Annotated in this window: 6 protein-coding genes; 2 read left to right on the top strand and 4 right to left on the bottom strand. The window is 38.3% G+C overall.

Annotated elements, in window-relative coordinates; genetic code table 11:
- On the top strand, nt 1–1,820 hold a 1,820-nt coding region (locus tag DI076_RS03785), incomplete at its 5' end, for a TonB-dependent receptor plug domain-containing protein (protein WP_108958686.1).
- Between the two features lie 17 nt (nt 1,821–1,837).
- Here DI076_RS03785 and recD read toward each other — a convergent pair.
- From recD to DI076_RS03805, 4 genes are all read right to left on the bottom strand, one after another.
- Complete coding sequence (gene recD / locus DI076_RS03790; protein ID WP_108958687.1) at nt 1,838–3,640, bottom strand: exodeoxyribonuclease V subunit alpha; 1,803 nt, start codon at nt 3,638–3,640, stop codon at nt 1,838–1,840.
- The gene (locus tag DI076_RS03795; RefSeq protein ID WP_167396504.1) at nt 3,637–7,248 is read right to left on the bottom strand and encodes a UvrD-helicase domain-containing protein; all 3,612 of its coding nucleotides are present in this window, start codon (nt 7,246–7,248) and stop codon (nt 3,637–3,639) included. Before DI076_RS03795 ends, recD begins: the two co-directional genes overlap by 4 nt.
- A 2-nt stretch (nt 7,249–7,250) precedes the next feature.
- On the bottom strand, nt 7,251–10,562 hold the full coding sequence (locus DI076_RS03800) for an exodeoxyribonuclease V subunit gamma (RefSeq protein WP_108958689.1): 3,312 nt from the start codon (nt 10,560–10,562) through the stop codon (nt 7,251–7,253).
- 248 nt (nt 10,563–10,810) lie between these two features.
- Nucleotides 10,811–12,535, bottom strand: a complete 1,725-nt coding sequence (locus tag DI076_RS03805) for an alpha/beta fold hydrolase (RefSeq protein ID WP_108958690.1) — start codon at nt 12,533–12,535, stop codon at nt 10,811–10,813.
- A 170-nt stretch (nt 12,536–12,705) separates the two neighbouring features.
- Here DI076_RS03805 and DI076_RS03810 point away from each other — a divergent pair, with 170 nt between their 5' ends.
- Entirely contained in the window at nt 12,706–13,791 is a 1,086-nt protein-coding gene (locus DI076_RS03810; RefSeq protein ID WP_108958691.1) for a helix-turn-helix domain-containing protein, read from the top strand.
- Nucleotides 13,792–13,798: the final 7 nt, after the last annotated feature.

The following is a 13,798-nucleotide window of genomic DNA, read 5'->3' on the forward strand; positions in this document are numbered from 1 at the left end:
AACGATACTTTGGCCCTTATATGGAATACCGAAACTATGCATCTGTTGGGGCAAAGTCTGATCATTTATCTACCTTATTTACAGTAGGTTGGCATAAAGGGGAAGGGTATGACCTTACTCCAGATGCTACAATTGGTCCAAGGAACGGGCGTTATGCATCCCTAGCTCCAGGGTACAATCCATATACGTTTGATACACCTCTTGCCAACCAATACATTTTGGCTACGCGTTTTCCTATGTACACTCCACCCTTAGAGTCTACATCAGGAAGTGCTTTTAATGATATGAATTTATCAAATAAGACGGTTTATCGGGCAACTGACAATTTGATTCTCACAGGACAGTTTTATTATAGGCATTTAGACCAATCCGCTGTTGATGCATCACCTCCCAGAACCATTTTTGATCGAAGGAACAAAACACATGATTTTATGGGAGCATTTAACGTAGATTGGATTGCATCTCAAAAAATTAATTTAAATCTTAATGCAAACTATTCCAGATTCCAAGATCTCTATGTGACGGACCAAAGGAAAGCAGATGATTTAGACTCACAACAAAGAACTGACAATGCAGTCACAGAATTGAGAACCAGGGTAGATTATAAAATATCTGAAAATCATGTGACTTCGGTGGGAGCTGAAAATTTACAAGATCAAATCTCTTCGGCAAGGATTGCTCCCGATTGTCGACGAACCTATCCTAATGTTTGTTATGAAGATTTTAATCCATTGTTAACGAAAGGCCAGTCCATCAATGGGAATGCTTACCGATTTCGCAATGCGTTTTATTTGCAAGATGAGTGGAGGGTGTCAGATAAACCAAGAATCCAAATAGTTCCTGGGATTCGGTATGACCACGATTCCATTTATGGAGGGGAGTGGCTTCCCAAACTTGCCGTACGATATGACGTCACGGATCAATTTAGGATCCGAGTGGCAAATGGACTCGGATACCGAGCGCCAAGTTTCCAAGATTTGTATTTTAATTTTTTGAATCCGGGTGTTGGGTATCGTGTGGTTGGGAATTCTGATCTGAAACCAGAATTATCACGAAGTTATAATTTCGGTTGGGAATGGGACATTACCAAACGGATTTGGTATAGCTCAAATTTATTTCATAATAATGTAGATAATTTAATTGGTTACCGAACAAATCCTGTTCGAGATGCATCAGGCCTTATGGTGTTCCAAACATCCAATTACCAAAAGGCAATGACCCAAGGCATTGAATCTTCCATTAGTATCCGTTTGACAGACATCGTGACAACAGGTGTTGGGTATACGTATACAGATACGAAAGATGAATTAACCAATTTGCCATTGGAAGGTCGGGGGCGTCATCGTTGGAATTTGAATCTTAGGGTGGAAGAAAAATCAAGTGGGATTTCCTTATCGGTTTTTGCAGTTGTTTTTGGAAAACAACCATACTACTGTATCAAAAATCCGTTTTGGTGTAATCCTGATTTACCATCTAACTTTGATTCTTTGGAAACTGCCTTAAACCAAGAGTCGCAAAACTCAATTCAAAATCTTTTGGGAGCATTGCCAACGGTTCTTTCTGATTACTGCGCGGAGAAGAATCTTTCCTATTGCACCACAAGTCCCACGTATGGATACCGTATGGTGAATCCCTATACGAATTTAAACATCAGGCTATCGCAGAAGTTTTTAAGCCACTTCCAATGGTTTGTGGGAGTAGACAATGCATTAGATACTTGGGATTTGCAATACAATCCGCAACGACCAAAATTCTATTACTTTGGTTTGGATGGGAAATTTGCTTTTAGTGATGTGAAACTAAAGAATGGAGATTCTTGAATCTAAAAAAAGTTATATTACAAAATTTGAATTCCTGTATACCGTTTGCGGAATGATTGTAATCCAAATTCCCATGTTTGGAAATCTCCAAGTAGGATTACTCTTTCTTTGGCGCGAGTGATTGCCGTGTACAAGATCCTTCGGTTCAGAATGGAAAGATTGTTTTCTGCATCCACATCCAAAGCTGTTATGGGAGGGAGATAGAGTAAAATCGATTTGTATTCCGAACCTTGGCTTTTGTGTATGGTGAGAAAAAAAGCTGGTTCATGGTCAGGTAATGTATCCAGTGCAAAGGAATACAAACGATCTTCAATGGAGAATACTGCCCTTAATTCAGAATGGATCGAAACCACAAGGCCAATGTCACCATTGAATAATTTTCTCATTTGGTCATTTGATTGGATGATGATGGGCATCCCTTCAAAGTAAAACGACTTAGATAACTGGCGGTATTTGAGATTCGTTTCGTTTTTCGGATTTGTGATTTGTTTTTTGGCATAACTCAAAATCTGATTTTGGATGGATTCAATTCCAAAGTAACCATTTCGTAATATCGTGAGACATCTGTACTCATTTAAGATGGATTCAAACATCAATTTATTCTTTGGGTCTTTCAGTGCGTTCGGTTCCCAATGGAGATTTGCGGCTTCTTTAGCAGTGTGTAGATACCATTCTTCCCAAAAAAATGGAACCATACTCTCTAAGTTCCAATCGAGGATCTCGTGATGGTTTCCCTTTGTTTGTTTTGTTTTTTTATCACCTTGGATCCAAACAAAATCCTTTTCCGAATGGAGTTCTGATTTTGTAATAAGGTTTGGTTTTGGGAACGATTTCGTTTCATTACTCTCATCAAAGGATTGTTTGACGACTTCAGCAAACACACTGAATTCAGAATCATTCGAAAACCGGTGGTTACTTTTAAGTTCTGATAAAAATTCTTTTTTGTTTTTTAAGGTAGTTATGAGATCGGTTAATACCTCACCTTGTCCAACCGAAGGAAGTTGGTTCGGATCACCGAGAAGTATTATATGAGTATCAAAATGGATTGCTGAAAAAAATAAATTCATCAATTTTAAATCCACCATGGAGGTTTCATCCATGATGATCAAATCATATGGTAAAGTCCGCTTCTCACCAAATTTGGCTTGGTTTGTTGTTGGATTGATTTTTAATAAATTGTGAATGGTTTGTCCGCGGAACTTGGAAGACTCTGAAGGATTCTCTGCAAATCTTTCTAAATTCCTTTGGATGGATTCAGTTAATCTTTGTGATGCTCTTCCTGTTGGTGCCACAAGTGCAATTCGGTCTATACTAGGGAGTAATTGTAAGCGGTCTAATGCCATTAAGAGAAAGGAAACAACTGTAGTTTTACCAGTCCCTGGGCCACCAGAGATCACTCGGAAGTTGGAAGTGATGACATCTCTGATCGTATCCCTTTGTTCCTTCGCAAGTGTGATCTTTGATTCTCTTTCTAAATCACTCACAATCTTTGTGATTTGGTCAGAAGATGCCGTTGCATTCTTTTTTTGGTTTGTTTTATGGGTTAAGAATGCATTGAGTAAGGATTCGAATTTGATTTTTTCTGAATGGCTTTTTTGCAGATACAACCTGGATTCTGTTCCCTCTTTCTCGATCACAAACGGGAAGTAGGTTTTCAGTTTGTCGATTGTGTTGTCATCTGTGATGGGAAGGTACAAATCTCCGCTTTGGGATTGTACAAGTAAACTTGCAATCGTATCCTTGAGTGACGAGTCCCAATCGGGGAAAAGATTGTATAAGGAATTCACAAAGGATTGGATTTTTTCATCGATCACTTTCATGAATATACCTTTTCTAATTGGTCAGAAGCACTACGGATATAGGCCATCACTTCTTTTTTGATTTCATCAAACTGCTCTAGTGTCCATTCGGAATCAGAATGTTTTAAATCCGAGTAGATACCGGTTTGTTTATCACCTGACATCCCTCGTAAGAATAAATAATACACACCACCAAACTTGTCTAAGGCTCCACTCGGACCAAAGAGAGACTTTAGGTATTCAAATAAAATAAAGGAATACACTGACTTTTGGAAGAGATACCCTTTGTCACGGACGGCACTTACGACTGCTTCACTGCTATAATCGTTGTTTGGTAATAAATTGGATTTATAATCAACAATATAGAATTTCTGATCCTTCACAAACACCAAATCGATGGCTCCTTTTAAGTAGTGTTCGAATCCATCAGTCAATGAAGCTCCACTTTCTTTCAGTAAGTTTTGTAAGAATAAATGGAATTTTAATTCTGCGGACTTTTCTTCTTCCTTTAATTCACTTAAGGATATGGAATTGCCTGTCGCAAGGTTGATCTTTGCTGTCATTGCTTGTTTCAAAAGTTGAGCAACAGTCTCTTCTATTTTAAGTTCCTTACCTTCGACTTCAACGGGATACCTTGCAAACGATTTTTGGTAAGCCCACTTCCATACAGAACTTTGTAGGATCGCATCCACATCCAATTGGAAAATAGAGAAATCACATAATTCAAGAATGTTATGTAAAAAATTTCCGATCTTCGCACTGGAAGGCAATTCAAAAGTCGAACTCACTTCCACATCAGGAGTTTCTTCTAATTCTTTTTTCTTTTCTTCTTGGGTCACATTTAAGTTTTTTTCATTTGCTTGCAAACTTGTGTAACTATGCTGCAAGAGCACTCTACCAATTTTGATTTCAGAAGGGTATAGAATTGGGGAGGTTGGTTTCTTCGATTGGGTGTCATTTGCGGGAAGAGAATTTGTTTTTGTTACTTCTGAAATTTCGTTTGGATCTCGGAATACAAAACTCGATGCAAGAGAAGGATTCTGGTTTCGCAACGATTGGATTCTATCTAATTCTTGGTAGAGGATTTGGCTATACCCAGAATTGGGAAGTTTATTGGCTCCGCCCCAATTGAGTTTGGGAATGTAAAGCCTTAGATTTGGTCGCGTAAGTGCAACATATAACAGACGTTTTTGTTCATTCAAGAAATGATTTTGTTCGTCTTCTTTATCTGGATTTAGATCCCATAAGTCAAGAATCCATTTTCGTTTTTTGCCTTCCGGTGTTTCGATTTCGATCGGGTATTCTTTATTCGTTATACGGTTTCCCCTGTTCCCAAAATAAAATAAGAATACGACTGGCCACTCCAATCCTTTTGATGCATGTATGGTTAAAATTTGTACAGAATCTTCTTCTGTTTCGCGATCAAATAACGGCTCTTCTTCGGGAGATTGTTTTTTTTGTTTGAGCTCACGTAAATGGGAGAGTAACTCTTGCAAACTACAATTTGACTTCAGTTGTATTTCTAATAATTTTTGGAAGATTTGCCGGAAGTTTGTGCGTTTACGTTCCCATTCGAGTGTGCTTTTGCCTTCTTGCCAAAAGAGTTTGGTTTCGTCCATGACAGATCGAAAGAAACTAGCATATCTGTTTTCTTTGACGAGTCTTTGCCATTTGTCGATGAGTGATTTCTCATACGAGTCAATGGAGTGTTCATCAAACTTTTGGATTTCATGTGGGTGGATAGAAAAGATATCAGAGAATAGTATTTTTTTATAACTTTGGGAAGAGTTGGAACTCAGTAAACATTCCAAAAGATTTTGAATTTGATCGGCTTCTCTGGATTGGTAAATCCCTCTTTGTTTGTAGATTGAACATGGGATTCCCGCTTTTGATAGATAAAATTCTACAAGAGCTGATTCTTTTTGGTTCCCACAAAGAATGGCAATGTCCTTTAACCTGATCTCTTGGATTTCTCGTTCGCCTTTTTTGTTATAAGAGAGAGTTGTTTCTTTGGTTTGGATTCGTTTGATTTCATTGCGAATTGTTTCTGCCCAAGTATTTCTTACTTTGTTTATGTTTTGAAACCGTTCCTTGAAATCAAAAATATGAATCGCTGATTCATTAGGATTCACATATTGGTATTTGATGGTATCAGGGTCAGGGGAGGATACTTTCTTATATAAGTAGTTTTCTTTACTGGAGCCTGGTTCTTCGATGGGGAAAAAATGTGTTGTACCAAATTCTTTTGTTTCATCATGGAAAATGGTATTGAGTCCATGGATTAATTCTTTTGTGGATCGATAATTGGTTTCTAAGGTAGCTTTGGATTCGAAGTCACGAGATGCATCTAGATAAATTCCAATATCGGCTCCGCGAAATCCGTAGATACTTTGTTTCGGGTCACCAATACAAAAGAGCATTCTTGACTTTGTATCTTTGTCTAAAAACAAAGTTTTAAAAATTTGGTATTGGTTTTTGTCTGTGTCTTGGAATTCATCTAGGATACAAACTTGGAATCGTTCTTGTAAGGATTGGACCAAGGTTTGGTTTGGGTTACGAACAATCACATCATAAACCTTTAAGATCATTTGATCATAGGTCAGGTATTCTCCTTTATCGATGATGGATTTTGTTTTCGAAGTGAGATCGATCACTGTATTTTGTAAGAAGATGGATCCTTCATAATCCAATTGGTCCAGAGGGAAGATTTCCTTCAGCGAATCGACTACCGATTTTATTTTCCCTTGTAACGCAATGGCAGCTTGGTCTAATTTCTTGGCAATCGTACTCCCTTCCAATAGGAAATAATCGAATCCTGTAGCCTTACCAATATCCTTACCAAGAGAACGTCCTAAATCCGCAATTCGTTGTAATTCATTCGCTATATACTTTTTATCTTCGCTACGGATCGCATTTGCAAATGGCTCAAGTGAGGACCAATTCTCCATCCATTGTGGGATGCTCCCTTTCGCACCTTGTGCATAGATGGATTCACCCGTTGGTCCTTTTAAAGATTCACAGATTGTCATGAGTAAGTCAGAAACGTTGCTTTGGTTTGCATTCTGAATGCATTCGTCTAAGGATACCAATCTTGGGAATACATAGTCCTTTGTGTCGGCAAGGAGTTTAGAAGTTGTGTTAACAACGAGGTCTTCCTTCGTTTTTAAATTAGAGATGAGAATCTCATTTGCGAGTGATTGTTTGTCTCTACCTTCCCATTGGCTCCTTTTGAGCTCGTAAAACGTCTTTCGAATCAATTCTTCATTCGATGTCAGTTTGACATTAGGATTGTTTTGGGTTTCGACTGGGTATTCTGTTAACACCATATTGCAAAAACCATGAATGGTGGAGATCGTAACTTGGTCTAAATCTCGTAGATACTGGTAGTATTCTGGGTGTTTGCCGTTGTCATAGAGCTCTAGGATTTTTAATTTTAATCGGGTCTTTAATTCTCCAGCAGCTTTTTCTGTAAAGGTGAGCACTAAAAATTGCAGTAGTCGATTCTCTTTGATATGATTTGTTACATCATGAGTCATCACTTCACCTAACATTTGCATGATGAGGTGTGTTTTTCCGGTTCCAGCAGATGCTTCGATAAAATTGGGATGGTTACGTAAAGGATGGTCCATGTTCAAAATCCTTTTCTCAGAAGGGGTAAGAGTAGGGGATAGACCTTCTGGAACGAAAATTGGTGCAATAAATCCTTCCCATAAGGCGAAAGTTTCATATGCTCAGACTCGAATTCTAAGATTTGGTCTGCCTCTTCTTCCAAAAATTCCTTCCATGCAGTTTCTAATGCATCACCATCGTCTTCTGAGTGATCCGTTCCCATCTCTGCAAAAAACAAATTGAGTCCAGGATTTGGTATATACATAGGTGGTGATTCATTGATGAGAGTAACAACACTTCGAATGTAATTGGCGGATTCCACTTCAGGTAAATGGTCCAAGGGAAGGATCATATCCTTTTCTTTTTGTTTCGATAGGATGGGGATGATGACTAATTTTTTTCCTATCGTTCGGAAGAGACAGGCGCTTAAGAATAGAAGGATCATCTTACCAAAATAATCTTTTAAGTAATCCTTAAAGTAATCGTTTGGTTTTTCTGGTTTTGGAACAAAACTCCTTGGATAAAACCAATAGTAAGTATCACCGATTGCAATGAGATTCTCCCACTCGCCAGTGATCGACTGGTTTTCATCCAAAGGAAATGATGGTAATTGGAAACCGTCTCGTAGTCCAGTATCACCAATCGAGAGGGAACTCAAATATACCATTTCATTCGCATTCGTAAAGAGTTCTGTTTTTAATGTCTTGTACACTTCTGCAATTGCAGTGAGTTCCTCTAATAAGGATTCTGATGTGACTAAATGGAAAGCTCCATAGGGAAACTCAGCTTTCTTCTCTGCGATTTGACTGAACTCATTTATTTTTTGTGCAATCGTATCTTTGTCCCAAGGCCAAACTCCTTCGTTTGCCAAAGACTCTGTAAAGAGTGGTACAAATTTTGATTTGAATAGGTAAGATTCCAATGAATTGAAATAAAATGGTTCTTCTGCAGACGTTTCCTCTTCGTCGTCAATGAAACCTAAGTTTTCTTTGATGTAAGGGAGAATTGGATTTTTGAATGCAGATGCAATGGATGTAATTGAGATTTCTTTTTTGGATTTGAATTCAGAACTAGGCAAAACCAAATCTTCTAAGGAAGTAAAACTTGGTTTTGGCAATTGAGTCTCTAAACTTCTATACTGTTTTAAATTTCTAGCATAATCATAGGAATGTAGAATTTCCTTTTCATAAAATTGACTATAGGGTGTTAGTGGGATTTCGGTTGCTCTATCGATCCCAAGTGAATTCATGATCTCAAATAAGCTCGAACAAGGCTCAAATTCTTTATCTTCTAATGTATTCTTTCCAACATAGGAAAAAGTGATACTATCTTCTGCTGATAAAATGGTTTCCCAAAGTAACGATTCTTGGATTTCGATTCGATTTAAGTCCCAAGGTTTAGTGTCATTTTTTCTGAGATTAAACCTAGATAGATCTTTGGATCCAGGAAACTTTCCTTCGCCTAACCCAACGATATAGATATGGGAAAACGGAATGGGTCGCATGGGTTGCAAAAGAGAAATGGTAATCCCTTCCGTAAGGTAATTTCCTTTTTGAGTCGCAATGTTGGAAAAAATTTCATCCGTTTGTAATTTCAGGAATTGTAAAAAGTCATTTACGTTGTTCCATTCGGTATCACACCATTTTGCAATCGTATCTAACCATGTTGTCAAATAGATCCTTTCGTTTTCTGTTTCTTCACTAAACTGGAAGAACTGATTCCATTTGGATTCGAATGACTTAAATCGTTCCTCTGCAGGTAACTGTAAAAATTCCGATATAAAAAACGTTTGTAAGGATTTGATTTCTTCCCAAACCAAATTCAAATGCAAAACAGAATCTTCTTCTGCCAAAGGATCTGTGATCATACCCATCTTGTCCCAAGTGGTTTTTTCATCACTGATGACTGATAGGACTGCTCGTTTCACTCCGAAGGAAATGGTATAAGGATTCTCCTCTTTGTTCTCATCATAGAGGGAACCAAGTGAATTGAGAAGTTGGCTTACGGAATTTGTTTGGTCAGAGGATTCGGTTTTGTTTTTGCCAGTGATGAGTGGATTCTCTAGCAATTGAATGAAATCATCTTTTTCGATGCGTTGGTTTAAGAACGATGGGAAGAGAATTGAAAATACTTTGTATAACAAAGAAGAGTCTTTTGCCACTAAATCAGAAAGTGAATAATTCAAACGGTGGAGAGTAGGGGTCTCCTCTAATCTTTGTGTTGTATAAATCCCTCCATGGAAAACCCATTCAATCGCTGCTTTGTAATCATTGGTATTGGGAACAAGGATGGCAAAGTCTAACAGACTTAAAGCCCCTTTGTTTGTGCTGATTTTGTGAAGGATATCATGTGCAATGGATTCCATCTCGCGGTATTCGGAAGGTGCATTCCATACCCGAACGGTTTGGTCATCTAAATAGTTCTCTTCCTTCACTTGTTCTTCCAGTAAGATGGACTTTAGTTTTGCAAGCATACCTCCACTTGCATATTTTGATTTCTCTTTTTGTTTGGTGGTGTTTGAAAATTCTTTTGCTAGATACGATTGTGGTTTTGCAAATTTGGATAAGTAGTTTTTGGCCTTCTCTGGATTTTGTCCAATGACTTTGCCATTATGAAATTGGTAGATATAGATGTTTAAATTTGCATTTGGATTTTTCGAAACTGTTTTCAAAAAATCAATATATGTCCCAGACAAATTGGACAAACAAAAAAAGTGCAAACTCCCTTGGAGGGATAATTCTTTTCCTTTCTCGAGGTAATAGAATAAGTTTTGTTTGCCACCTTGGTTTGTCCCAAGGTAAATTTTTTTTTCCAAGTCCCAATATGGATCCTTTGTGAGTTGGTTTGGGATTTGACTCTTCGTATCCCTTAGCCAGTTGTGAATCCAATCTGACCTATTGAGTTCATAGTCCTTAAAATACTTTGTCAATAGGTCTGATAAGTAGTATAACTTCGGTAAATCGGAAATGTAGGTTTTGATCTCTGGGTGATTTTGGAATAAGGTGCTTTGGTTTTCATAGAGGAAACGAAAACAATCTTTTTTAAATGAATTGTAATCATAAAAGTTTTCCTCTTCTGCCCAAGGAAGAATTTGTAAGGAAGCGAAGATCGTTTTTAAAATCGCTTTTTCTAAAAATGTAAATTCTATGTTGATCGAAAGTTGTGAGTCATTGTATTTCGGGATGTTGAGTTTCAACCAAGGGATCAAATTCGTATTCGGCACAACCACAAGTGGCATACGAAGTGGATTTTCAATTTGTTCCTTTTTAATTTGTTTGGTTAGTTCCGAAGTGATTTCGTGCAGATGGAGTCCTGCAAAATAATGTATTGGCAAAAAAAATCCCTTATTTCAAAAATCAAACATAGTTTCACCTCGTAGAACTTGGGATGCAATCATTATCTGTTGTTCCTTTTTGAAAAAGAAACAATTAGGGCGCCATTTCCGGCTATACGCTCCAATCTTTGCCAAAGGCAAAGGATTTCCGCTACTATCCGGGGCGCTAGAGTATCGAAAATAAAATAAAAATGGGAGAGAAGGTCTCTCCCAAATCTTCACCTAGCAAATACTAAGCGATCTGTAGTTCATTCACTTTCAAACTTAAGTGTTGATGCAGTACTTGTGCTGTGTTTAAAAGTTGTTGTGTAGAGTGAAATTGGTTTTGGAACCGCATACATTGGGTCAATGTTATCAATCGCCAAACCAATGCGAGATCCAGCAGGGAAGTCATGTGCGACAGCTTGCAGGTCTACATTTAGGTCTACGTCTTTTCCTTTCACATTGAAAAGAGTTGCTGTTCCATGGCTGATGAGTTTTCCCGTTCCCCAAAAGTCAACTTCATAGAGGTACACAACTACATGCGGCGCGTAGTCAGAGCTATTGATACGACCTTTGTAAAATGTTCTCCCGCGAAGTTTGAGTGGAGAAGAAAGACTATCAGATAAATACACCATCGCATTGGTTCGATCAATCAAATTTACATTTGTTTTGACTGGAACGGATACGGCACCATCCAATATCTCTGATAAAAGGGGAACTCCAGTTGTGGCACTTGTTCCTCCCGATAAAATTGTATCATTCCCATTACTTGTGTTTGCTGTTGTTGTGATTTTGCCAGGGCTAAAGAGTCCCATGGGTCGTAAGTGGTAAGTCTTTTCAACCTTGGAAGGGTTTGGCCAAGAGGAATAACTCACACGATCACTAGAGAAACGTTTTTGGATTGTCACTTTTGGTTTTGTCATAATTCCATTTTGGATTCCTTTTAACCAATAGTCGAACCAGTCATAGGCATTGGTCCAAACATAATTGTTAATTCCAAGAATCCCACCAATCTCTGCTGTTGCATGGATTCCATTATTTAAATCCAACTTTTTAGGAACCGTGAGTTGTTCGAAGTAGGGAAGGATTTGGTTCGGTTGGAATAAATTATCTTGTGAGTTATTGGAAATGTATACTGGTTTGCCAGATGCATTGAGTTCCGCTACAAAATTGTTAGGTGATCTTTCTCTTGCCCAGGATAATACAGTGGCAACGTCTCTTGTATCCAATAGTTTTTGAAAATTCTCTGCAATGATTGGATCCATCCTTCCTGTGATATAACCTGCGGTGACAAGGAGTAGTCCCCAAACAAGTCTTGGTGATTGGTTGCCATAAAGAGAATCAGGTAAACTTCCCCAACCACTCATAGCCACTGCGGTTTTGATCCTTGGTTCTTTGCTGAGTCCCAGTAATGAAATTCCCGCACCATACGAAATCCCCGCAATACCGATGTTTGACGCATTTACTGGAGCATTCGCTAAAAGGAAATCGATTCCTTTGGAAAGGTCTTCCATATCTTTGGGTCCTGCTACATTGATGAGTCCACCGGATGTTCCGAACCCTCTTGTGTTGTAACTAAACACAACATATCCTTTTTTTGCGAGTTTGGCTGCAGGGACAATGTATTCGTATTCATTGAGCGCCCAGCTATTGACAAATATAATCGCAGGGAAGGGACCTGTGCCAGATTTTGGTATGAACAAGTTTCCTGTGATTTTGACACCGTCGTTACTTAAAAACGAAATGTTATCGTTAAACGAAAAACTTCCATCGTTTTCATTTTGGAATGCCGTTTGTATATCTCTAGTGTATGCAGCATTACTTTGTTGTAACATTTCTGGTGTTGCACTTGTGTTTTGTGAACCGCCATTTAACACCGACAAGATGGCACTCGTTTCTTTTCCGTTTTGGTTTCCATTCCCCCCACACGCCACAAGTAGGAAGTTCCCTACGATGAGGAGGAGAGTGAGATAGTTTTTTTGCTTTTTCATAATTCGCCTCTGAATTGCCTCAAAAATAACATAAAGAGGGAGGGTTTGCGTCTAAAATGGGAATCTTGGACGAAAAAGTAGGTCTAAAATGATAATTTTGTACGTTTTATTCGTACACTCGCAATTCCAAACAGTTGACGAATCCGTGCATATTGTCCGACTTTTGTAGTATGTCTGAGTTTATGGGGTCTTGGCTCCAATTTGGTGCCTGGTATCATTTTGTTTTAGGAATCGGAATCCTCGTAAAAGAGAAAGGTTCCAAAGGGTTTCCCTTTGCAATGATTGCGGCTTTTTCCGGTGGGACACTGATCATTTACGCCTATAGATTGTTTGCGGGATTCGAATTTGAATTTCCAATCCTCAATCATGGGTATGTGCCCATCATCTATTTGATTCCCGGGAGTATGCAGTATACCATTGAACAGTTCTTAAGTACAGAACCAGTTTCTGTTGGCAATCTCAAACGGTTGTACCCAACTTTTGTTGTCGTTCTTCTCCTTGTTTCCTTACAAATCTTCTATCCGCAATCGTTAGAACAATCCATGAAGGAAAGTTTTACGGGACTTCCGTTCTCCATTCCAGAATACTTGGCCTTATTCGGTTGTCTGTATTGGGTGATCAGTTTCTTATGGATGATTTACCAATACCGACATATCCTCTACAACAATCCAAATGAGGAAGCAAAACTTGGTGTCCGAGTTTTGGGGATGATTTTAAAAGGCAATATAACGTTTGCTAGTTTTATTTTTTTAAGCACTTTATTTCGTTGGAACTCTGGGATTTATTTTACAGCAGGAATCGCCACCCTCATGGCAGTCGTTGCATTCATTGGAACAGAAATCAATCATGAGTTGTTCAAGGATATATTACCAGGCCTACGACAATCCTATCGCACTTCCCGAATCCTAAATCTCAATTTGGAAAAGTTACAACAAGACTTAGACCATTTGTTAAAACAAGAATTTGTTTACCGTGAAGAAACAATCAACCTTTCCAATCTCTCGGATCGACTAGGGATCAAGGATTACCAATTGAGTGAGTACATCAATGCCTATTTAGGAATGAACTTCAATCGATTGGTGAATGAATATCGGATTGCAGAAGTTTGTAAGCTCATCGAACAAAATCCAAAAGTCAATTTGTTATCACTCGCATACCAAGTTGGATTCAATTCTAAAGCAAACTTTAATGTGGCCTTTAAGTCATTGAAGAAAATGTCACCGAGTGATTATGCGAAGTTAGTGGGAAAAGGGTAAGGATTAT

The sequence above is a fragment of the Leptospira ellinghausenii genome (genome assembly GCF_003114815.1).
In the GTDB taxonomy this organism is placed as follows: Bacteria; Spirochaetota; Leptospiria; order Leptospirales; family Leptospiraceae; genus Leptospira_A; species Leptospira_A ellinghausenii.

Bases quoted from the DNA above. Each gene is read 5' to 3' on its own strand.
- recD (WP_108958687.1), bottom strand. From the start codon at position 3,640: ATGAAAGTGATCGATGAAAAAATCCAATCCTTTGTGAATTCCTTATAC.
- DI076_RS03805 (WP_108958690.1), bottom strand. From the start codon at position 12,535: ATGAAAAAGCAAAAAAACTATCTCACTCTCCTCCTCATCGTAGGGAAC.
- DI076_RS03795 (WP_167396504.1), bottom strand. From the start codon at position 7,248: ATGGACCATCCTTTACGTAACCATCCCAATTTTATCGAAGCATCTGCT.
- DI076_RS03810 (WP_108958691.1), top strand. From the start codon at position 12,706: ATGTCTGAGTTTATGGGGTCTTGGCTCCAATTTGGTGCCTGGTATCAT.